The organism is Actinomycetes bacterium, from assembly GCA_036510875.1.
Taxonomy (GTDB): Bacteria; Actinomycetota; Actinomycetes; order Prado026; family Prado026; genus DATCDE01.
Map to the genome: position 1 here is coordinate 1 of DATCDE010000007.1, position 21,231 is coordinate 21,231.

Here is a 21,231-nt window from a genome sequence, read left to right on the forward strand (position 1 = left end):
CCCAGGCGCCGGCGGCGGCGCGATCCGCGAGCGGCACGGACTGGCCGGGCGACCCGTGGTGGTCTGCGTCTCCCGGTTGATGCCCCGGAAGGGCCAGGACACGCTGGTCCGCGCCCTGCCGCAGGTCCGTCGGGCCGCTCCGGGAGCGGCCTTGTTGCTCGTCGGCGGTGGCCCCTCGCGCCAGCGCCTCGAGCGGCTGGCGCGTGAGGTCAGCGTCGAGCGCGACGTGGTCTTCGCCGGATCGGTGCCGTTCGCCGAGCTGGCCGCGCACTACGACGCCGGGGACGTCTTTGCGATGCCCTGCCGCACCCGCAACGGGGGCCTGGACGTCGAGGGGCTGGGCATCGTGTACCTGGAGGCCTCGGCGACCGGCAAGCCGGTGGTCGCCGGCGACTCGGGCGGCGCCCCGGACGCCGTGCTCGAGGGCGAGACCGGGTTCGTGGTGCCGGGGCGGGACGTGGCCGCCGTCGCTGATCGGGTGTCCGAGCTGCTGTCCGAGCCGGAGCTCGCTGCCCGCATGGGCGAGCAGGGCCGGGCGTGGGTGGAGGAAGCGTGGCGATGGGACTCGGTTGCGGATCGACTGGGGGAGCTGCTCGTCTGACTGATCAGCTGCCGGCGGGGCAGCTCCAACCCGGGGTGGGCACCAGCAGCAGGTGAGTCGGTGTGCTGTCCTCAACCAGCCAGCCGCACTTCTGGAGCTTCTTGGCCAGATTGGTCGTGCGCCTGAGGATGGCTGAGGTGGGATCGAGCTCGCGCAGGGTCGCCTGCCAGCCGTAGCCGGCGTCGGTCAGGGTGCCGTAGCGACCGATGTAGGCGGCCCCGAACAGGTCGCTACGCCCGTCGATCGCCGTCTTTCCGCTCGGGCGTATCAGGGCGAGAACCAGGCCTGAGTCGTTGTACTCGGGCAGCACCCGGGTTCCTTCGGGCCGGCCGGCGACCTGCTCGGCCAGCATGACCGGCGCGTCGCTGGGGAAGGGCTTGATCAAAGCCACCTCGACGATCGCCACCATAAGCCCCACGGTCACGACGGCGGCGATGGTCCCACCCAGCAGGCGTCGTTCCCGCTCGCTCGTGCGCGACGGCTGCGGGTCCCAGGCGGCGGTGATGCGGGACAGCGCGAACGGGGCGGTCAGCAGCAAGGCGGGCGTGACGTTGCGGTAGGCGCTGAGGCCGAACAGCAGGAGGCCACCGACGTACAGCAGCTCCGACCGCGGTGGTCGCACCCTTCCTCGCGACCAGGCGACCACCATGACGACGCCGAGGGCCACCAGCGGGATGGCATCGGTCCCGATCAGGTTGACGGGTAGCCACTCGGTGATCTGCGGCCCGGCGGCTTTTCGGAACCGCCAGCCCGCAGTGAGGGTGCCGATGCCGGCCGGGGTGACAAGAGCGCTGGCCAGCGAGGCTGCGACCAGCGCGAGAGTCCGCGCCGAGGCCCGGTCACGGACCCCGTGGTCCGTCCAGCGCGCGACCGCGGCGAGCGTGAAGGTCGCCGGGAGCAGGATCCACAGTCCGTGGGTGTTTGCCCACCCGACAGTTAGAGGCACGACGACCCAGGCCGAGGGCGGCCGAGCCTGCTGCACAATTCGCAGCGCCCACCACGAGACGGGTACGAGCAGCATGAACGACAGCGACTGCGGACGTTCCTGGACGCTAACCATGAACGCGGGGCCGGCTGCGATGAGGAAGACCGGCACCGACGCTCGCGCCGGCCGTCCGGGCAGCAGGGTGACGGCGAGGACGAAGAGCAGGCCCAATGTCAACAGGGCGCGGAAGACCAGCAGACCGCTCCAGCCCAGCGCTCCGTGGACGCCGGCCGTCAGCAGTTCGGCCAGCCACTGGGTCGTCACCCAGTGGCTGTCGTCGACGGGTGCGAACGTCCAGCCACGGCCGGCCTGCCAGGGTGCCACGCCACCCCAGACCTGGGAGCCCAGCAGGACGTGCCACGGAGCGTCGGGGTCCACCAAGGGCCAAGACGCGACCGTTGCCAAGCTCGCCGCCGCGAAGACCGCGGCGAGCAGGTGCAGGGGTTCGATCTGGGCGAGCCGAGGACGGCCGACGACGGCCGCTCGGGTGCTCACCCGCGATTGGCTACTTGCAGGCGGCGGGATCGTTCATTCCCGTCGATATTGAGTTGCAGGTGTCTGTGTACTTGGTGTTCAGGAAGGTGCCGAACGCGACGATCGATACCACGATGGCCACGGCGACGCCAGCGAGGAGGAGGGCATACTCGGTCGCGGTCGCCCCATGGTCGGACCGGGGTTGCGCCCTCATCAGTTGCCTCCTTGATCTGCGGTCACCTGTGCCCCAGCAGAAGGATGCCGCGTCGAAGACCGCAAGGGCGAGACGCGCCAACGCGGTCTCCGCGCGGCCCTCCCCCGGATTACTTAGCCTTGCTGATCGAGGTCTGGACGTCGTTGAACTTGGTGCTCAGGAAGTTGCCGAAGAGGAAGACTGCACCGATGATGACCGCAGCGATGCCGGCCAGCAGCAGGACGTACTCGGTGGCGGTGGCGCCGTCGTCGTGCGTACGCGCGGCCGCGAGGTGCTTGCGGATCATCTGGAGCATTTCTGGGCCCTCCGTGGATCTTGAGTGGGCCCCCCACGTGAGCCCGATGCGTCGATTCTCATCTCTGGCCCGTTGCCCGACCATCGATCGGGTGGTCAGTCTCCCTAGGCCGAACGGGTGACTGCGTGGTGTCAAATGGTGGGCTGGTCCCCGCCGTGCTTGATCAGGCCCAGCCGTAGGGCCGCCATGATGGCCTGCGCCCGGTTGCCCGCACCCAGCTTCTCGTACAGCTTGGAGATGTGGGTCTTGGTCGTTGACTCGCTGATGTACAGCCGACGCGAGATCGGTGCCACCCCAAGACCGTCCGCGAGCAGCTGAAGGACCTCCTTCTCCCGAGGCGACAGCTGTGGCCCAGTGGGCGTGAGCCGGCGCTTCATGGCCTCAGACAGGTCGCGGGCCGTGAACGCCTGGGGCGAGGCCGCAGCGTGCCTTGCCGCGGCCAGGACGTCGTCGGTCGGGGCGTCCTTAGGCACGAACGCAGAGGCGCCAGAGTCGAGCGCGCCGAACAGCTGCTCGTCGCCGGCGTACATGGTCAGCACGACGATGCCGAGGTCCGGGCGCTGCCGCCGTGCGGCCTTGACGATGTCGAGGCCGCTGCCGTCGGGGAGCCGGACGTCGACGACGACGACATCCGGGTGCAGCACCGCCAGCTGCCGTGCCGCCTCGGCGACGGATCCGGCCTCGCCGATGACCTCGAAGTCCTCGTTGCGCTCGAACGCGCGACGTAGCCCCTGCCGGATCAGCTCGTGGTCGTCAACGAGCAGCACGGTCGTGGACATGGTCACCCCCTGCGTGGCCTAAACCGTTGGGAGAGTCCGGTGCGAGCTCACCCACGACGACCTCAACGACGGTACCTCCGCCGTCGCGTGGTCTTACCGTGAGGTCGGCTCCGAGTCGTCTCGCACGCTCCCTCATGATCTCCATACCGTAACTGTCGGTACGCGAGGGCCCCAACCCGAGTCCGTCGTCCTCGATTCGCAGAAAGGCGTTAGGCGGGTTCGTCTGGCAGGTCACCCACAGGTTGGCCGATCTGGCGTGCTTGCGGACGTTGGTGATGGACTCCTGGGCAATGCGAAGCAGCTCCGCCTCAGTCTCGGCGCGCAGCCGGTGGGGGGACTCGTCCAGGATCAGGTGGACGGTGAGGTCCGAGGTGGCGCCGATGGTCCGCACGTAGTCCGACAGAGCCGCCCCCAGGCCGGTGGAGGTGTGCACCTCGCTGCGCAGGTCGAAGATGGACAGCCGCAGCTCGGAGATGATCCGGGTCAGATCGGAACGCAGACTCTGCAGCGCCTGGCGCTGCTCCTCGGTAGCCGCCCGGTATGCCATGTCGTCCATGACGTACCCCAGCGAAGCCAGCTCCTGCGCTATGCCGTCGTGGATCTCTCGGGCCAACCGGCGGCGCTCCTCGGCGGTCGCGATCTGGCGCACCTCGGAGAACAGCAGAGCCGTCTCGATCCGCAGGGAGGCATCCGCGAGCAGGGTCTCGGCGGCAGCAAGCTCCTCGGACGTGAACGGTTCGTCGAGCCGCTCCACGCCGAGGATGCCGATCACGCGGACCCCAACGCGCAGTGGCAGGGCGGCGGCATAGCCGTCCTCACCGCCGGAGAACAGCCCCTGGCCACGGCTGGGACTTCCGCTGGTCCAGGCCTCAGCCCAGAGGGAGTCGGCATCGATGGATGGATGCCAGTCGACCGGCATCGCGCTGCCGAAAGCGAGCGGCACGAGCAGTCCCCCCTCCGACCGGGCGAACAACGCAGCTCGGGAGTAGGCCACTGAGCGCTGCAGGTTCTCCAGGGTCGCCTGGGCGAGGGAATAGGCGTCCAAGCCGCCGGCGAGCTGCCGGGAAACCGTGCGCAGCTGGGACAGCAACCGGTACGCGGCCTGGTAGGAGGCCTGACTCGGGTCGCTCTGGGACTCCACCCGCAGTCGGCGTGCCCACGCCGCGAGCAGCCCCGCAATGAGCGAGAGCACCAGCCACTGGCCGGCGTAGGCCGAGAACGAGCGGGGGTCCGCCTCGACCACAACGGCGGTCAGCGCGAGGACGCCGAGCGCCAAGCCCACCGACACGGATGCGACGGAGGCGCCCCACAGAAGTCCGGCGGCGACGGCTGGCGCGATCAGATACGGCATCAAGGTCGCGCCGCTCGGCTCGTTGAGCCCGATGAGGAGGGCCGCCGCACCGATCTCGATCGCCGGCCCGATCCGAGCGATCGAACGCGCCGTTGCGAGGGTGGCCCCAGCAACGATGGCCAGCAGCAACCCGAGCGGCGGCCAGGCGACGTCGAAGCCAACGAGCAGCACCAGGACGACGGCCAGCATCGTGAAGAGGCCGAGGCGCAGCCCGATCACAAAGCCACGCGGACTCCTCAGCAGGGTGCGCAGTCGCATGGGCCGACGGTTGCACACGGGCTCATAGATTGCTACGGCCGGGGCCATTCCGCCGCGCTGGGGGGCGCAGGTCTGGGATCATGAGCAGGTGGAGGGTTTGAGTACTCTGAGCAGCGTCCTGCATGAAGCCAACTGCAAGTTGGAACAGGGGCGCTCCGCAGCTGCCAGCGTGTGGCCGACCGGCTTCACCCCGTTGGACGCCTACCTCAACGGTGGTCTGCGCTCGGGCGAGCTGACGCTGCTGGGCGGGCCTCAGGGTCTGGGCAAGACCACCTTGGCACTGCAGCTCCTGCGTAACGTCGTAGCGTCCGGTCACACCGCCGTCTACTTCTCCTTCGAGCACGACGCGGTCCTGGTCCTGGAGCGGCTGCTGGCAGTCGAAGCCGGACTCGCCGGAGGGATCGAGGCTCCGACGATCCGCCAGTTCCGGGAGGCGCTGGAGGCGGCGGACGGCCAGTTGGGCGGGCTTGAGGACCGGCTGGCTGCCACCGAGGGGGGCGCCGAGGCAGTTCTCGCAGTCCGGGCGTGGGGAGACCGCCTCATGATCCATCGCTCCAACGGCACAACCACGAGCGTGCAGACCATCGCCGCGGTCGTCCAGGAGGTCCGCGCCACCCACGGCCAGCCGCCGCTCGTCGTCGTCGACTACCTGCAGAAGGTCGCGGTGCCGCTCGGTGGCCCCAGCGAGGAGGAGCGGATCACCGATGTGGTCCAGGGGCTGAAGGACCTGGCTCTGGCCGCCGACGTGCCGGTTCTGGCCGTCGTGGCAGCGGACAAGGAGGGTATCCGGGCGGGTCGTCGACTGCGCACCCACCACCTACGCGGCGCATCGGCCTTGGCCTACGAGGCCGACGTCGTACTCGTGATGAACGACAAGTTCAACGTGGTGGCCCGACACCACCTGGTCTACGACATCACGAATGCCGAGAGCTTCCGCAACTTCGTGGTGGTGAGCCTCGAGAAGAACCGAAATGGGCTGGACCACATCGACCTGCAGTTTCGCAAGAGGTTCGAGCGCGGTCGCTTTGACCCGGAGGGGTCCGCAGTCTCCGAGCAGCTCGTCGACGAGCGGGTCTTTGTCGAGTAGCCGGCCCTAACGGTCCTCGGCCTTGCGCGCTGTGTAGCGGATCAGCGCCCGCGCCAGCCGGCGGACTTCGAGTGCCTCGAGGAGAAAGGCCGCCGCGTCGCGGCCCAGGCTGGCTGACTGCTCGATGTTGTCCTCCGAGAACGGCGGATTGTTGCGGCGAGCGAGGATCAGTATGCCGCCGATGTGGGGGACAGGAATGGCCAAGAGATGCCGCCAACTCGCCAACGGTGCGCCGGCCAGCATCTGCCGGGCGATGTCGGTGTCCGTTACGAGCACACCGCGGGCACCGACGCCAACGGTCTGGACCAGCCAGTGATCGATCGAGAGCTCGGATCGGGCCTCCAAGGGTCGCAAGCCTGATCCCGCGGCAACCCACCAGTGGTTCTCCTCGCGCAGCATCAGGGCACCCGCGTCAGCCTTGTTCTCCACAAGTGCCTGCTGGAGGACGACCCTGCTGACCTCCGCGACGGTGGGGAGTCGGCCCGCGCTCGGCAGAAGTGCCCGCACCAGGTCGAGGGGCGTCATGGCCGAAAGCCCGGTGGGTTTGGGCTCCCGCCGGGCGACTTGGCCAGCCCCCTCAGGGGCGGTTGGTGAGACCTGAGTCGCGTCGAGCAACCGCTCCAGCGACTGGACGAGCGACGGCTGGCTGACCGGCCGGACGACGATCGAGGTCTGCGGCGGCCGCTGGACAGGAGTGACGTCCCAGTCCGGGCTGACCAGGACCAGCGCTGGGATCGGTGCGAAGCGGTGGCGCAAGGTCGTCAACAACCGGACCGTCTCGTCGGCGGACTGAAGGTCGAGCAGGATCGCGTCGACCGATGGGGGCTCCGCTGACTCGATGACCTCGTGCTCGGACAGCACGACCGTGGTGAAGCGCGTGCCGGCCAGCCCCATGGCGAGCGCCGGGGTCCGGGACACCACGAGGAGTCGAGGCACTACAGCTTGCCGGTCAGCGAATTGATCACCGAGATGATGGCCGGCCCGACAACGACGATCATCATGACCGGAAGGATGCAGAAGATCAACGGGAAGAGCATCTTCACGGGGACCTTCTGGGCGGCTTCCTCCGCCCGCTGCGACCTCTTGATCCGCAGCTCGTGCGACTGGATCCGCAGCACGTTGGCGATGGGGATGCCGAACGAGTCGGCCTGAACCATCGCACTGGCGAAGCTCTTCATCTCCGGCAGGTTCGCCCGGTCGCCGAGGTCGCGAATCGCCTCCGACCGGCTGCGTCCGAGTTGCATCTCCTGCAACACCCTGAAGAACTCCGAGGCCAGGGGTCCCGCGGTGTTCCTGGACACCTCCGAAAGCGCACCGTCGAAGGACTGCCCCGCCTCCACCGAGATGGTCAGCATGTCGAGGGCGTCCGGGAGATCCCGGCGAAGCTGCTCGGTGCGCTTCACCGCTCGCTCGTTCAGGACAAGGTCGGGAGTGAAGTAACCGAGGACAGAAAGCCCGACCACTGCCGCCAGGAACCACACCACCCCCCATCCGAGCACGAGCGGCAGTGCTAGCCCGATCGCGAATCCGATGATCAGTCCCAGTGCCTTGAAGGCCAGGATCCGGTCGACGTTCCAGTGAGCAGGGTTTCCTGCCAGGTCCAGCCGCCGTCTGATGCGGGCAGCCTGCTCCGCGGGAGTGATGCGCCGGCCCATCTCGGTGAGCTGGGCGAAACCCGGCTTCGTCACTCGGTCTGCAAACGGTCGGTCCATCGCACCACGTAGCTCCGGTGGCGTCGCCCGCATCGTGCTGACCGCCTCGAGCGACCGGCCCACACCTGTCGGTTCTCGGCGCAGGACCCCGAAGAAGCCGAGAAAGAGCAGCGTCCCCACGAAGAAGGCCCCGAGGCCGGCGAGCAGCAGCATCCCGCTCACGTCAGTACTCCACCCTCACCACTCGACGGAGCCACACGACGCCGACGATGAACAACACCAAACCGACGGTCAGCATGACCAACCCGAGCGGCGTCGTGAACAGCAGTGACAGGTATCCCGGCCGCACCAGCGCGAGAAAGACCGCAAAGATGAACGGCAGCAAGCCGATGATCCACGCCGACAGCCGACCCTCCGCGGACAGGACACGAACCTGGCGACGGAGCCGTTCCCGTTCCCGCAGAGTGCTGGCCACGTTGCGCAGCACCTCCGCCAGGTTACCGCCGACCTCCCGCTGGATCCGGATCGCCATCACCGTCCAACGGAAGTCCGTGCTGTCCATTCGCTCGCCGATCCCTGCGAGCGCGTCCTCGATCGGGACGCCGAGCCGAGCTTCCACGAGCGCATGGTTGAACTCCCCGGCGATGGGGTCGGCGCCTTCTCGGACGACAGAGTCGACGGCTTGGGGGAGGGAGTAGCCCGCCTGCAGACCGCCAGCCATGAGCTGCAGGGTGTCCGCCAGCTGGTCGTTGAAGGCGCTCAGCCGCCGGTTCCACCGCACGCTCAGATACGTCCAGGGGAGCAGCGCCCCCAGCCCCACCGCGATGAGCGCGGCAAGCAGTCGACCGGTGAGCAGTCCGACGAGCAAGCCGCTGCCGAGCGTAATGCCCGCATGGATGATCACCCACTCCGCGGGTTGGAGCGGGACAGCCGCTCGGTCCAACCGCTGGGCAAGTTCTACCTCCACGTCTCGGTTCTTGGTGACGCGGCCGGCGAACTCCACCGCGGATCGGGCGACCGCGCTGTCCCCGAGCGCCGGTGTGGACTCCGACTCCTTGACTGGCAGCTTTCCGCGCAGAGTGTAGATCGCGATCCGTCGGTCGACGGCGCTGAGCTGGTCGCCGCCGAGGTCACGCATCGCCACTCCGAGCAGGATGGCAAGAGAGAGGAACAGCACGCCCAGCGCGGACCAGAGTGCGGGGCGCGTCAGATGGGCGTACCAGGGGGCGGTGACAGCGATGGGGCCCGCGGCAGCCGGGGTGGATGGCGAGCTGCTGGGGGAACCCTGGGTGCCCAGCAGCGGGACGAACACTGTGTCCGACAGCTGGGTGGTTCCGGCGTAGGCCTCGATGGTCAGCTGCTGGCTGTTCAGCAGGACAGTCGGCACGTCGACCAGAACCTGGAGCTGGTTGCTGATCGCGTTCGCACTCTGCACGAAGATCGTGCTGAGGTTGCTCGCCTGGGCGGTGGCCACCACCTGGCCCTTGCCAGCCGCCGTCAGAGTCTTGAGGGTCGCCAGCTGGCCCTGGCCCGCGCCCAGGGAGACGGCATCGACGACGACCTGTGACCTGCCGATCGCGTTGGTGGCATCGGCCAGCGTCGCTTGGCTGGAACCGTCGTCCGCGCCGTCGCTGAGCACTAGAACCTGCCGGATCCCGGTACTGCCAGCGCTGGCTACAGCCAGCCGGACTCCGTCATAGAGCGCGGTACCACCGTTGGGTGGCGCCGACAGCCGGTCGATCGCAGCCCGGACGGCGATCCGGTCGAGCGTGGGTGACAGGGCAAGCTGGGGGCGGCCGGCGAAGGTGACCAGCCCGACGCGTACCGATGCTGGCACCGAGGCGAGGAACTGCGAAGCTGCGGCCTTGGCGGCTGCTATCGGAGCTCCGTTCATGCTGCCCGAGGTGTCCATCGCGAGAATGGCGATCCGATGGACCGCGGTGTCCCCCTGGCCGACGACCGTCGCGGTCGCGGGAAGGGCCGCGCCACCCACGCTGGCAGTGACGCTGGACGTGCTGATCGTCGTTCCTGTCGGGAGCCCGGCGGCTTCGAAGAATGCGGTGACCTGGGCTCCGTCGCTCGTCGGCTGAACCTTGGCCGAGACGATGCGACCGACCGGTCCGTTCGTTGCGGCCAAGGCCACCCCGGTGGGCATCAACCCAACGGCCACCAGCAGCCCCAGCACAGTGAAGAGGCGACGGAACGGGAAAGCAGTCACTACGATCGCCCGTACCTCTCGAACGCGAAGATCCGCGGGTCGACATCAACGCCTGCGTCCGACAGCTTCTCCAGGAACCGCGGGCGCAGCCCGGTGGACTTCAGCTGGCCCAGCGAGCGGCCGTGCTCGTCGAAGCCCATGTGGTGGTCGAAGACGAACAGGTCCTGAAGAGTGATGATGTCGCCCTCCATCCCGACAACCTCAGACACGTGCGTGATGTGGCGCGTGCCGTCCTTGAAGCGGGCCTGGTGGACGATCAGGTCGATGGCGCTGGACACCTGTTCGCGGATCGCGCGCAGCGGCAGGTCGTAGCCGGCAAAGAGCACCATCGTCTCGATGCGAGCGAGGGTGTCCCGGGGGCTGTTCGCGTGCACGGTGCAGATCGACCCGTCGTGTCCGGTGTTCATCGCCTGCAGCATGTCCAGCGCGGCGGCGTCGCGCACCTCGCCGATGACGATGCGGTCAGGGCGCATGCGGAGGGCATTGCGCACGAGGTCCCGGACGGCGATCTCGCCCTTGCCCTCGATGTTCGGTGGGCGGGCCTCCAGCCTGATCACGTGCTCCTGGTGCATCTGGAGCTCCGCGGCGTCCTCGATGGTGATGATCCGCTCGTCGTTCGGGATGAAGGCGGACAGCACGTTCAGGGTGGTGGTCTTGCCGGCGCCAGTTCCGCCTGACACAAGGATGTTCAGCCGGCCGAGTACGCACGCCTCAAGGAACTCCGACACCGCGCGGCTCAGGGTGCCGAACCCGACCAGGTCGTCGACTTCGTAGGGGTCTGCGGCGAACTTGCGGATCGTCAGGGCGCTGCCATCCACCGCGAGTGGCGGGATGATCGCGTTGACCCGGCTGCCATCCTGCAGGCGGGCGTCGACCATGGGGCTCGACTCGTCGACCCGGCGACCAACGCGTCCGACGATCTTGTCGATGGTGCGACGCAAGTGGGCGTCGTCCGCGAACTGGGCGTCCACGGGGTAGATCCGCCCGCCCCGCTCGACATAGATGCGGTCGTAGCCGTTGACCATGACCTCGGTCACGTCCGCGTCCCGAAGGTACGGCTCGAGCGGCCCGTATCCGAGGATGTCGTCAGCGATCTCCTGTGAGATGCGAGCGCGGTCCGCCACTGTCAGCGGCGTCTCCTCCTTGGCCAGCACCTCCTGCAGGGTCGCTCGGACGCGCTGCTCGAGCTCGGGCTGGGTCAGTCGGGAGTCGTAGAGGTGCGGCCCGAGGGTCTCGAGGAGCGAGCGGTGGACCTCGCGCTTGAGGCCCGCGAACGGGTCGGCTCCGCGGGGGACGCGCGCTCCGGGCCCCTGCCGGCTGAGCGAGTCATTGTCGGGGGTGATCTCGGTGCCACGGGCCCGCCGAGCTTCGGCGAGGCGGTCGGAGAGGCTCATCTCGAGGACTTCCTTCCGAATCGGTGGCGCCGGTCATGGCGCAATGGAGAGGGAACGGAGTCGTCAACCGACGGCCCCACGACGACGTACCGCTCGGCGAACTGGCGGATCGCCTGGCTCACCGGGTGATTCGGCTGGTCCAGGGCGATCGGCACGCCGCGGTTGATGGTGGACGGGACCTCGCGAGAGGAGGGGATCTGCGCGACGATCTTGGCGTTGAGGGTCTTCTCGACGTCGGCCGCGGTCAGCCCCACCTTGGAGTCCGCCCTGTTGAGTACGACCACCCACCGGTCGCGGGAGTAGTTGAGGAGCTCGAGGGTCTCGAGGGTGAGCTTGAGGTTCTTGATCGCAGGGATGTCCAAGGTGGCGATGTTCGCGATGATGTCGCTGCGGTCGAAGGCGGCCAGCACCTGGTCGTCGAACGCGGGCGGGGTGTCGACGACGACGTAGTCGAACTGGTCGCGCAGTATCTCGAGCATCCGGCCGATCAGCTCGGCCGGGATGTGGCCTGCCGTGCCTGGCTCGACGGGCGCCACGAGAGCCGACAGCCCAGGGGAGTGCCGGGTGATCAGGGATTTCAGGCCATCGGCGTCCAGGCTGTCACCCAGCGCAACCGCATCGGCGAGTGTGTGCGCGGGGAACAACTGGAGGACGATCGCCACATCCCCGAAGGCCAGGTCGAGGTCGAGAATGCAGACCTCCCGCCGGCCGTGGTCAGCGAGGATCGCGGCGAGGTTGGTGGCCAGGGTGGTCTTTCCGCACCCGCCCTTCGCCGAGAAGACGGTAACGATATGACCACGGTGCCCCGGGCTGGCATGCTCGCCCCCGCGAGTGTCTGCACTGCGCAGCCGTCGGGACAGGACCCGCGAGCGCCGGGCTGCCTCGGCTAGACCGGACAGGTCACGCTCCTCGACGACGTCCCGGACGCCGGCTCGGAGAGCCTCGGCCAGCACTGAGGCGTCTACCCGGCGGCGGACCAGGATGACCCCGATGCTTGGGTGCAGCACGCGCACCTCCGACGCGACACTCAGCGCAGTCGGCAGGTCGACGGTCGGACCGAACACCACCGTGTCCTCGGTCAGCCCTGGGACCAGGTGGTGTCGCAGGGCGTCGACGGACGGCAGGACCTCGGTGTCCGAGCCCAGCGCCGTCCGCAGGATGTCAGCGATCGAAGGGTCCAGGTCGACCACGATGGCCATGCGGGCGTCTCCTCGGTACTGGCGTCAGTTCGATGGTTCGCCGGATCAGCCAAACACGTTTGTTGAGGTGACGGCTCCACCGGGGCTGACCTTGGAGTCCGGGGTGAGCAGGGCGAAGTACAGCTGACCCTGTTGGGTGGCGTAGATGATCTTGGTGGCCTCCTGCTGGGTGAGGGCCAGGGTGAGGATCGTCCGCGGGATCTGCTCTGAGTTCTGCTGCCCGCTGGAGTCGGTCGTGGTCTTGGTCACCGTGGTCGTGTTGCCGACCCCGACGACGGTCACCCGGGGGAGCAGGATCTGGGTGACGCTGGTTTGGGCCGCGGCGGTTCCGGACGAGATGGTTGCGAAAACCGAGACCTCGGACCCGTTGCTCACGAACCCGGCTACCCGCTCCGGGTCGCCCAGCTGGACGCTCACCGCGATCTTCCCGGCTGGGATCGGCAGCGTGCTCTGCGAGCCGGCAGGACCGAACTGCTGCTGGAGGATCTGCTCGCCAGGGAAGATCGGAGACAGGGCCACCAGGGCTGCCACCGCGGTGATGTCACTCAGGGCTCCTTTTGCGACCGAGTTCTGGGCCACCTCGCGCGGTTCAAGTGCCCCGCTTTCGGCAGCCGAGGAGCCCGTCGTACCGGCGGAGATCTGGGACTTGGCGAAGAGTACCTTGACCAGCTGTTGCCCGGCTGCTGCGCGCTGGTCGGCTCCTCGGGCGTAGAGGAACACCAGGCCGGTTCCCAGTGCCGCGACAAGTAGCGCGGCCACGAGCAGGATCGTTCTGCGTCCCATGGGTTTCCTCTCAGCGGTCCTCGGGAACGTGGAAACCCCGGCTCAGGATGGGCGCAGCGTACGCGTTCACGCAGCGTCCCTGCTCGACTACACCCCGTGCCACGCGCCCCCCTGCCGACAGCGGACCACCGTCACCTATCTTGCGTTTTGTGTGTCCCGCCTGTCTGCCTCTTTTGGATGAGCAACACTACCGAGCGTGAGCAGTTCAGACCGTGGGACAGCGGGTTCGACCTGAAGGGATGACGCGGATTCGGGCCGAACGGCCGACGGCGCGCCCGGTGTGCGGCTTTCTGGCTGGGCTCAGCGGTAGATGGCGTCGATCTCGGCGGCGAATCGCTCCATCACGACCCCCCGCCTGAGTTTCATCGTCGGGGTGAGCTGGCCGCTCGACTCGGTGAAGTCCTCGGTGAGAAGGCTGAACTTCTTGATCGCCTCGGCGTGGGAGACCGCTTTGTTGGCGTCGTCCACGGCGGCCTGGACGGCGGCCAGCACCTCCGGGTCCTCGACGACGGCGGCCGGCGGCAGGTCGGCCGGTTTGCCGTGGGCGGTCAGCCAGCCGGGCAGGGACTCGGCGTCGAGGGTCACCAGGGCCGCGATGAACGGTTGGCGGTCACCCACGACCATGCAGTGGCTGATCAGCTGATGCGCGCGCAGCCGGTCCTCGAGCACCGCCGGGGCCACGTTCTTGCCCCCGGCGGTGACGATGAGCTCCTTCTTTCGCCCGGTGATGAACAGGTAGCCGTCGTCGTCCAGCCGGCCGATGTCGCCGGTGTGGAACCAGCCGTCCGGTTCCAGGGCCTCCTTGGTCGCCGTCTCGTTGCGCCAGTAGCCGACGAACACGTGGTCGCCCTTGAGCAGGACCTCGCCGTCCTCGGCGATCCGGACCGACCCGCCGGGGATCGGCTGGCCCACCGACCCGACCCGGATCGCGTCCGGCCGGTTGATGGTGGCGCCCGCGGAGGTCTCGGTGAGGCCGTAGCCCTCCAAGATGGTGATCCCGGCGCCGCGGAAGAAGTGGCCCAGGCGCGCACCCAGCGGTGCGCCGCCCGACACGGCGTACTCGATCCGCCCGCCCATGCGCTCCCGCAGCTTGCTGTAGACGAGCCGGTCGAACAGCGCGTGCTGCAGCCGGACCCCCAGGCCCGGGCCGCCGGCGTCCAGCCCCTCGCTGTAGGCGACGGCTGTGGCGGCGGCGCGCTCGAAGATCTTGCCCTTGCCCTCGGCGGTGGCCTTGGCCTGGGCGCCGTTGAAGACCTTTTCGAACACGCGGGGCACGGAAAGGATGAAAGTCGGCCGGAAGCCGGCCAGGTCGTCCAGCAGCGCGGCCGGGTCCGCGGTGTGCCCGAGCACGACCCCGGCGTGGACGCACCCGATCTGGATGAGCCGGCCGAACACGTGCGCCAGCGGGATGAACAGCAGCGTCGACTTGCCGGGCCCGAAGACCTCGCCGAGCCCGGCCACCACGTTGGTCACGTCGGCCAGCATGTTGTGGTGGGTCAGCTCGCAGCCCTTGGGGCGCCCCGTGGTCCCGGAGGTGTAGATCAAAGTGCCCAGGCTGTCTGCTGTCAGCGTGCGTCGACGCTCCTCGACGTCGGCGTCGGGCACCTCGGCCCCCGCCTCCACGAGCGCGTCGATCGCGCCCGAGTCGATCCGCCACACGTTGCCGACGTTGGGGACGGCGGCCAGCACCTCGGTGACCGTCCGCTCGTGCTCCTCGTGCTCGACGAAGCAGGCGACCGCGCCCGAGTCGGTCAGGATCCACTCCACCTGCTCGGCCGAGGAGGTCTCGTAGATCGGCACCGGAACCGCGCCGGCGGCCCACAGCGCGAAGTCGGCGAGGGTCCACTCGTAACGGGTGCGGGACATGATGCCCACCCGGTCGCCGGGGCCGACCCCGGAGGCCATCAGCCCCTTCGCCAAGTCGGTCACCTCGGCCAGGAACTGCCGGGAGGTGACGTCCTGCCACCGATCACCGACCTTGCGTCGGAACTGCACCCGGTGGGGGGTCCGGACGGCGTTGTCGTAGACCAGATCGGAGAGGTTGCGCTCGGTGGGCACCTCTGCGGCGGCGGGGACGCTGAACTCGTGCACGGTCGCGGCCTCCCGGTTGGGGTCGTGGTCGGACCAAACTAGGGCCTCGGGGCCGCGATGGCATGCTCTTGCCGTGCCCTGGGTCGACCTCATCGACGAGACCTTCATCGTCGCCGCACCCGGTGAGCTGGCCGCGGTGGTCCACGACCCGCAGCGGTGGCGCAGCTGGTGGCCGGGCCTGCAGCTCGCCGTGTTCATGGACCGCGGGGAGCAGGGGGTGCGCTGGTCGGTGACCGGCGACCTCGTCGGGTCGGCCGAGATCTGGCTGGAGCCGTTTGGTGACGGCGTCGTCGTCCACCACTACCTGCGGGCCGACCCGACCCGGCCCGGCAGCCGCACGCAGGTGGTCGAGGGCGCTCCCGCCGCGCTGGCGCGACTGGCCGACCGGATCCGCCGGCGCCACGCGCTGGCGTGGAAGCGCTCGGTGAACGCACTCAAGGACGAGCTGGAGGCCGGCCGGCCCCCGGGAACCCCGCGGACCGGGGTCAAGCCAACGCCCGAGGCTGCCGAACCATTAACCCGTGAGGGTGACTGATCCACGCTGCCCGCAGTGCAGCGCCCTGGTGCGGGCCGGCTCGTCCTGGTGCACGCTGTGCCACGCCGACCTGCGTCCCCCGGAGGAGCGGCCGGTAGCACAGCCGGCCCCGGTGCCGGTCGAGCCGGCCCCCGGACAGCGCCGGCACGCCCGGCAGGCCCGTGGCGCGTCCCTGCAGACCCTGGAGTCGGCCGAGACCGCTGAGCAGGTCGAGCAGGTCGAGGTGGCTGATCTCGCCGAGCCGGCGCCGCCGGTGCAGTCCCTCGAGGACGTCGACATCGACGCGATGTTCGCCCTCCTGGCGGCCGAGCACACCGACCCGCTCCTCAACGAGCTCCCGGGGCGGCTGAGCACCAAGTCGTCCAAGACGGTGGTGATCGCCGGCGGGATGGTGCTGATCACGGCCATCGGACTGATCTCGATGGTGATCCTCGGCACCCTCTTCGGCTGATCTGCCCCTCATCCGGGAGGGGCGAGGGAGGCTAGGCTGCGGGCCACCGATCAGCGGGAGGGCGCAGGAGCATGGCGGACCAGACCGAGTCGAGCATCGTCATCGCCGCCTCGACGGGCGACGTCATGGGCGTGATCACCGACTTCGAGTCCTATCCCGAGTGGAACGACGAGGTGAAGCTCGTCGAGGTGCTCAGCATCTTCGAGGACACCGACCTGCCAGCGGAGGTCCGCTTCATCCTGGACGCCGGCGCGATCAAGGACGACTACGTCCTGGAGTACGACTGGGTCAGCGACACCGAGCTGCGCTGGAGCCTGGTGCGCGGCGAGATCCTCAAGACCATGGACGGCGTGTACCTGCTCGGCGCCGTCGACGGCGGGACCGAGGTGTCCTACCGGCTGTCGGTGGACGTCAAGATCCCGATGATCGGCATGATCAAGCGCAAGGCGGAGAAAGTGATCATCGACCGGGCGCTCAAGGGGCTCAAGCAGCGCGTCGAGGGCTGACCCTTACCGGCCTCGGCGACCGGTAGCGTGGTGGCCCATGCGTGTCCTGCTGTTCACCGGCAAGGGCGGGGTCGGGAAGACCACCGCCGCTGCCGGCACGGCCGCGCTGGCCGCCTCGCGCGGATTGAAGACCCTCGTGCTGTCCACCGACGCGGCCCACTCGCTGGCTGACGCGCTCGGCGCACCGATCGGCGGCGAGCCCACCGAGCTGGCCGATGGGCTGTTCGGCCAGCAGGTCGACGTGCAGCGCCGCTTCGAGAGCAGCTGGCGGGAGATCCAGGAGTACCTGCTCGCCGTCCTCGACACTGCCGGGGTCGACCCGATCGAGGCCGAGGAGTTGACCGTGCTCCCAGGCGCCGAGGAGGTCCTCGCGCTGCTCGAGGTGCGCGACCAGGTGCGCTCGGGCCGCTGGGACCTCGTGGTCGTCGACTGCGCGCCCACGGCTGAGACGCTGCGGCTGCTGGCCTTGCCGGAGGCGCTCGGCTGGTACATGAACCGGGTGTTCCCGGTCGAGCGGCGGGTGGTCCGGTCGCTTCGGCCGGTGCTCGGGCGGGTCGCTGGCGTCCCGATGCCTCGGGACAAGGTCTTCGACGCCGTCGAGCGGCTGCACGCCGAGCTGGCCGAGGTGCGCGAGGTGCTCACCGACCCGGCCACCTCGGTCCGGCTGGTCCTCACCCCCGAGTCGGTGGTCGTGGCCGAGGCCCGGCGCACCCTGACCTCGCTGTCCCTGCACGGCTACACGGTGGACGCTGTGGTCGCCAACCGGGTCTTCCCGGCCGACGGCGCGGACCCGTGGCGGCAGCAGTGGGTGCGGGCGCAGGGCGAGCAGCTGGCCGACATCGATGCGTCGTTCGCCCCGCTGCCGGTCTATCGCTCGCCCTACCAGGCCAGCGAGCCGGTGGGGTTGCGCGCGCTGGTCGAGTTCGCGGAGGCGGCGTATGGCGAGGACGTCGACGCGTTCGCGGAGTCGCCCGGCCACGAGCTGCTCACTGTCGAGCGGTCGGGGGAGGAGTTCGTGCTCTCGCTGGCGCTGCCCTTCGCCGACAAGGCGGACACCGCGCTGGTCCGCAAGGGCGACGAGCTGGTCGTCACGGTGGGCTCCTCGCGCCGGGTGCTCGCGCTGCCGAGCGCGTTGCGCCGCTGCACGGTCGTGGGGGCCGCGCTGCGGGATGGCCGGCTTAGGATCCGATTCGAGCCGGACCCGGCGCTGTGGATGGGGCTGTGACCACTCCGAGCGGCGGTGCCGCGCCCGGCCCGGGTCTTGGCAGTGCCGCCGAGGAGGCCGCGCGGCTGTTCGAGGCCGTGCAGGACTGGGCCAAGCGCAGCGCTGGGAGCGGCGCGTCCTCGGTCGGGGAGCGCATCGCGACCGGGTCGGCGGAGTGCCAGCTGTGCCCGGTCTGCCAGCTCATTGGACTGGTGCGGGCCACCCGGCCCGAGGTCGCCGAGCACCTCGCGGAGGCGGCCGCGTCGCTGCTGGCCGCCGTCCGGGCCGCCGTCGTCGCCCACGAGCGTGAGTGGTCGGCGCGCCGGGCGGCCCCGGTCGAACGGATCGACATCGGATGAGCCTCACCGTGGGAGTGGACGTCGGCGGGACCAAGGTCGCCGCCGGCGTCGTGGACGAGGACGGCGTGGTGCTGGTCCGGCGCCGTCGGTCCAGCGCGGCCCAGCAGACCGGTGCGACCGAGCAGGTGATCGCCGAGCTGGTGTCCGAGCTGGCCGAGGCCCACCCGGTGGTCGCGGTGGGCGTGGGGGCCCCCGGGCTGGTCGACGAGACCCGCTCGGTGGTCCGGTTCGCGCCGAACCTGGCCTGGCACGACCTGCCCCTGGGTGCCCAGCTGGGCGAGCTGACAGGGCTGCCGGTCGTGGTCGAGAACGACGCCAACGCGGCGGCTTGGGCCGAGTACCGGTTCGGCGCGGCCCGCGGCCGGGAGGAGGTCGTGGTCGTCACGGTTGGCACCGGGATCGGTGGCGGGCTGGTCCTGGGAGGGACGCTGCGGCGCGGCCGGTTCGGCCTGGCCGGCGAGATCGGCCACCTGGTCCTCGAGTCTGGGGGCCGGTTGTGCGCGTGCGGCCGGCGCGGCTGCTGGGAGCAGTACGCCAGCGGCAACGCACTGCTGCGGGAGGCCCGCACCCGGGCAGCCGAGGACCGGGCCGGTGCGCAGCTGCTGCTGTCCCTCGGAGACGGGACTCCGGAAGGTGTCTCGGGCAAGCACATCAGCCTGGCCGCCGAAGGCGGTGACCCGGTGGCGCTGGCCGCGTTCTCGGAGATCGGCCAGTGGCTCGGACGAGGTATGGCCGAGCTGGCCGCCGTGCTCGACCCCGGCTGCTTCGTGATCGGTGGTGGCGTGTCCGAGGCCGGTGAGCTGCTGCTCGGCCCGGCCCGCGACGCCCACCGCACCTATCTCGTAGGGGCGGGCATCCGCCCGTTCCCCGAGATCGTCGCGGCCGAGCTCGGCAACGAGGCCGGACTCGTCGGAGCCGCCGACCTGGCCCGGGTCTAGCCGACCGGCGTCACTTGTAGAGCGAGACTCCGGTCACACCCATGTCGCAGCTGGAGCCGAAAGCGCATGACCCGCCAGCTCCTGGGTAGCTGCTCGTCGAGTAGTTGACATACTGGAATTCCAAGAAGTCGACCTTGTTGTCGATGTATTTGGCCGCCTTGCTGGCATCCCAGCAGGATCCCCTGCCGATCTTGTTGTTCAGGGAGTATCCGCAGATCTTCGCGCCCACGAACGCCACGGTGTCGAACGATGGGTTGTTGACGCCGCGCGTGTGGTTGTACCGGGTGACGACGGGCAGTAGCACGACTTGATCGAGCAGCGAGGTCAGCGGTCCGTCTATCTCGCCGGGGCGCGGCATTCGTCCAGCGGGGAGTTGCCGGTCGATTGTGATCGCTCCGGGGTAGCCATTTCGGGTCCAGTCCGCGAGGTCGTTGGCGCCATACGCGCCCCCGTTGAAGTCGACCGTCCCCCAGTTCCCGGGCTCGGTCGTTCCGCAGATCCCGATCTTGTTGTTCAGGTCGGCTACGAAAGTCTGGTTCGGGCGCGCCATGGCGTTCTGCGCCGTGGCTAGACAGATGGCGAAGGGACGCAGGCCGGTCACCGTGGTGGCCGGCCCGATCCGCGCGGTTGCCTGCTGCTTCGGCGTCAACGGCTGGGGGTTTCCACCGAACAGCTTCAGTGCCGACAGGAAGAACGACTGGACCTCCTTGGAGTTGCTGACCTGAACCTCGATAGCAGTTCCGTTGTCCACGCAGCGGGGTTGGCCGACGACGATGCTCGAGCCTGGCGCTGTCCCCTGTTCCGAAGCCTGAGCCGCGCTGATGGCCGCAGAGATGGCCGTAGACGTCAGCACCTCCTCGCAGTTCCCGGGGTTGATCGGCGCGACTTCACCGATCCGTCCAGCAGCCGCCAGCGCGGCACCGTCGGCCGCGACCGAGAGGTTGCGTTTGGTGGCCCAGGCGGCGCTGACGTCGACCGCGGCTGCTGCCATCAGCATCAGCAACGGCAACAGGATCGCTACCAGGGCCGCCACCGCACCCTCGTCGCGCCGAGATGGCACCCGTCGACTCAGCTGAACTCGCATCGATACACCGCCTTGGAGGACAGCGTGATCGTGGGTCCGAGACCCAGCGGCAGAATGAACTCTGCCGGGTAGGTGGCCTTGACGATCAGGCTCGCATTCTCGCCGTTGGACGAGTCGAGACTGTTGGTGCACGGCACCGAGGTACTCCTCGGGTTGGCGCCGGTGCCGCACGCGTTGCTGCCGTCGGACCGGGTCACCGTGACGTTGATCAGGTTCTGCCGGTTGACCACTCCGAGGGTTCCGGCTGCAGCGGCGCGGACGTTGGCCACCACGGTGTTGCACTGCCGGTCGATGCCCCCGCCGGCGACCACCGCGGCTCGGGCACCCTCGCGTACCGCGTTGTTCACCGTCAGCTGGGCGCTGAATACCCAGCCGAAACTGATGATCCCGAAGAGCAGGAGCAGGAGGATTGGCAAAATCAGCACGAACTCCACAGCAGCCGCGCCGTCCGCGCCGAGAGCCCGCAGGCTGGCCGACCCTCGTCCCATAGCCCCCCACCTGCCTAGTCCGGACCCGCACCGTGGTGCGCACCCCCGACGACGGTGATCAGGCTACGCCGTCTGATGAGGGCCCGGATCGGACGTTCGTCTGCTCGGGCACCACCCGGATGACTCAACTGCACGGCGTGACTGGCCGGTCACCCAGGGCGAGGTGAGTGGGCTCAGCTGCGGTGGAACAGGCGCTGTCGCAGGGTGCCGCGGCTGCGGCGGTGCGGGAGCTCGAGGGACGATTCCAGAAGTCCGGCGGCGAGAAGGCTGGCCGGCCTGTACTGG

At 69.2% G+C, this 21,231-nt stretch carries 22 protein-coding genes; 8 read left to right on the forward strand and 14 right to left on the reverse strand.

Going from position 1 to position 21,231, the window contains the following annotated elements:
* A partial coding sequence (locus tag VIM19_00275; protein HEY5183354.1) for a glycosyltransferase family 4 protein occupies positions 1–601 on the forward strand: 601 nt, incomplete at its 5' end.
* 4 nt (positions 602–605) lie between these two features.
* On the opposite strand, the gene VIM19_00280 is transcribed toward VIM19_00275, so the two are convergent.
* The 5 genes from VIM19_00280 to VIM19_00300 form a co-directional block, all read right to left on the reverse strand.
* Positions 606–2,081, reverse strand: a complete 1,476-nt coding sequence (locus tag VIM19_00280) for a hypothetical protein (protein ID HEY5183355.1) — start codon at positions 2,079–2,081, stop codon at positions 606–608.
* 10 nt (positions 2,082–2,091) lie between these two features.
* The gene (locus VIM19_00285) at positions 2,092–2,355 is read right to left on the reverse strand and encodes a Flp family type IVb pilin (protein ID HEY5183356.1); all 264 of its coding nucleotides are present in this window, start codon (positions 2,353–2,355) and stop codon (positions 2,092–2,094) included.
* Positions 2,356–2,383: 28 nt separating this feature from the next.
* The gene (locus VIM19_00290) at positions 2,384–2,569 is read right to left on the reverse strand and encodes a Flp family type IVb pilin (protein ID HEY5183357.1); all 186 of its coding nucleotides are present in this window, start codon (positions 2,567–2,569) and stop codon (positions 2,384–2,386) included.
* 131 nt (positions 2,570–2,700) lie between these two features.
* Positions 2,701–3,348: a response regulator transcription factor gene (locus VIM19_00295; protein ID HEY5183358.1), complete on the reverse strand. Its 648-nt coding sequence runs from the start codon at positions 3,346–3,348 to the stop codon at positions 2,701–2,703.
* Positions 3,323–4,957: a histidine kinase gene (locus tag VIM19_00300; GenBank protein ID HEY5183359.1), complete on the reverse strand. Its 1,635-nt coding sequence runs from the start codon at positions 4,955–4,957 to the stop codon at positions 3,323–3,325. The genes VIM19_00295 and VIM19_00300 overlap by 26 nt, the downstream gene beginning before the upstream one ends.
* A gap of 169 nt (positions 4,958–5,126) precedes the next feature.
* On the opposite strand from VIM19_00300, the gene VIM19_00305 reads away from it, so the two are divergent.
* Positions 5,127–6,044, forward strand: coding sequence for a DnaB-like helicase C-terminal domain-containing protein (locus tag VIM19_00305; protein ID HEY5183360.1), 918 nt, complete (start codon positions 5,127–5,129; stop codon positions 6,042–6,044).
* A 6-nt stretch (positions 6,045–6,050) separates the two neighbouring features.
* On the opposite strand, the gene VIM19_00310 is transcribed toward VIM19_00305, so the two are convergent.
* The 7 genes from VIM19_00310 to VIM19_00340 form a co-directional block, all read right to left on the reverse strand.
* Entirely contained in the window at positions 6,051–6,938 is an 888-nt protein-coding gene (locus tag VIM19_00310) for a GAF domain-containing protein (GenBank protein ID HEY5183361.1), read from the reverse strand.
* Positions 6,939–6,979: 41 nt separating this feature from the next.
* On the reverse strand, positions 6,980–7,909 hold the full coding sequence (locus tag VIM19_00315) for a type II secretion system F family protein (protein ID HEY5183362.1): 930 nt from the start codon (positions 7,907–7,909) through the stop codon (positions 6,980–6,982).
* A 10-nt stretch (positions 7,910–7,919) separates the two neighbouring features.
* Positions 7,920–9,881, reverse strand: coding sequence for a type II secretion system F family protein (locus VIM19_00320; protein HEY5183363.1), 1,962 nt, complete (start codon positions 9,879–9,881; stop codon positions 7,920–7,922).
* Between the two features lie 32 nt (positions 9,882–9,913).
* Positions 9,914–11,308 (reverse strand): CpaF family protein, encoded by a 1,395-nt coding sequence (locus tag VIM19_00325; protein ID HEY5183364.1) that lies wholly within the window; start codon positions 11,306–11,308, stop codon positions 9,914–9,916.
* Positions 11,305–12,507: a P-loop NTPase gene (locus VIM19_00330; protein ID HEY5183365.1), complete on the reverse strand. Its 1,203-nt coding sequence runs from the start codon at positions 12,505–12,507 to the stop codon at positions 11,305–11,307. Before VIM19_00330 ends, VIM19_00325 begins: the two co-directional genes overlap by 4 nt.
* 45 nt (positions 12,508–12,552) lie before the next feature.
* Positions 12,553–13,290, reverse strand: coding sequence for a Flp pilus assembly protein CpaB (gene cpaB, locus VIM19_00335; protein ID HEY5183366.1), 738 nt, complete (start codon positions 13,288–13,290; stop codon positions 12,553–12,555).
* A 300-nt stretch (positions 13,291–13,590) separates the two neighbouring features.
* Positions 13,591–15,381 carry an AMP-dependent synthetase/ligase gene (locus VIM19_00340; protein HEY5183367.1) on the reverse strand — a complete coding sequence of 597 codons (1,791 nt, stop codon included), beginning with the start codon at positions 15,379–15,381 and terminating at the stop codon, positions 13,591–13,593.
* A 73-nt stretch (positions 15,382–15,454) separates the two neighbouring features.
* Between VIM19_00340 and VIM19_00345 the strand changes: the two genes are divergently transcribed.
* The 6 genes from VIM19_00345 (at position 15,455) to VIM19_00370 (ending at position 19,374) form a co-directional block, all read left to right on the forward strand.
* Complete coding sequence (locus VIM19_00345) at positions 15,455–15,916, forward strand: polyketide cyclase / dehydrase and lipid transport (GenBank protein ID HEY5183368.1); 462 nt, start codon at positions 15,455–15,457, stop codon at positions 15,914–15,916.
* On the forward strand, positions 15,909–16,367 hold the full coding sequence (locus VIM19_00350; protein ID HEY5183369.1) for a hypothetical protein: 459 nt from the start codon (positions 15,909–15,911) through the stop codon (positions 16,365–16,367). Before VIM19_00345 ends, VIM19_00350 begins: the two co-directional genes overlap by 8 nt.
* Before the next feature lie 71 nt (positions 16,368–16,438).
* Entirely contained in the window at positions 16,439–16,873 is a 435-nt protein-coding gene (locus VIM19_00355; GenBank protein ID HEY5183370.1) for an SRPBCC family protein, read from the forward strand.
* A 37-nt stretch (positions 16,874–16,910) separates the two neighbouring features.
* Complete coding sequence (locus tag VIM19_00360; GenBank protein ID HEY5183371.1) at positions 16,911–18,098, forward strand: ArsA family ATPase; 1,188 nt, start codon at positions 16,911–16,913, stop codon at positions 18,096–18,098.
* A complete protein-coding gene (locus VIM19_00365) occupies positions 18,095–18,436 on the forward strand; it encodes a DUF5304 family protein (protein ID HEY5183372.1) in 342 nt (113 codons plus the stop codon). The genes VIM19_00360 and VIM19_00365 overlap by 4 nt, the downstream gene beginning before the upstream one ends.
* A complete protein-coding gene (locus tag VIM19_00370; GenBank protein ID HEY5183373.1) occupies positions 18,433–19,374 on the forward strand; it encodes an ROK family glucokinase in 942 nt (313 codons plus the stop codon). Before VIM19_00365 ends, VIM19_00370 begins: the two co-directional genes overlap by 4 nt.
* Before the next feature lie 10 nt (positions 19,375–19,384).
* Here VIM19_00370 and VIM19_00375 read toward each other — a convergent pair whose 3' ends face one another.
* Both VIM19_00375 and VIM19_00380 read right to left on the reverse strand, forming a co-directional pair.
* On the reverse strand, positions 19,385–20,407 hold the full coding sequence (locus VIM19_00375) for a pilus assembly protein TadG-related protein (protein ID HEY5183374.1): 1,023 nt from the start codon (positions 20,405–20,407) through the stop codon (positions 19,385–19,387).
* Between the two features lie 35 nt (positions 20,408–20,442).
* Entirely contained in the window at positions 20,443–20,946 is a 504-nt protein-coding gene (locus VIM19_00380; protein HEY5183375.1) for a TadE/TadG family type IV pilus assembly protein, read from the reverse strand.
* Positions 20,947–21,231: the final 285 nt, after the last annotated feature.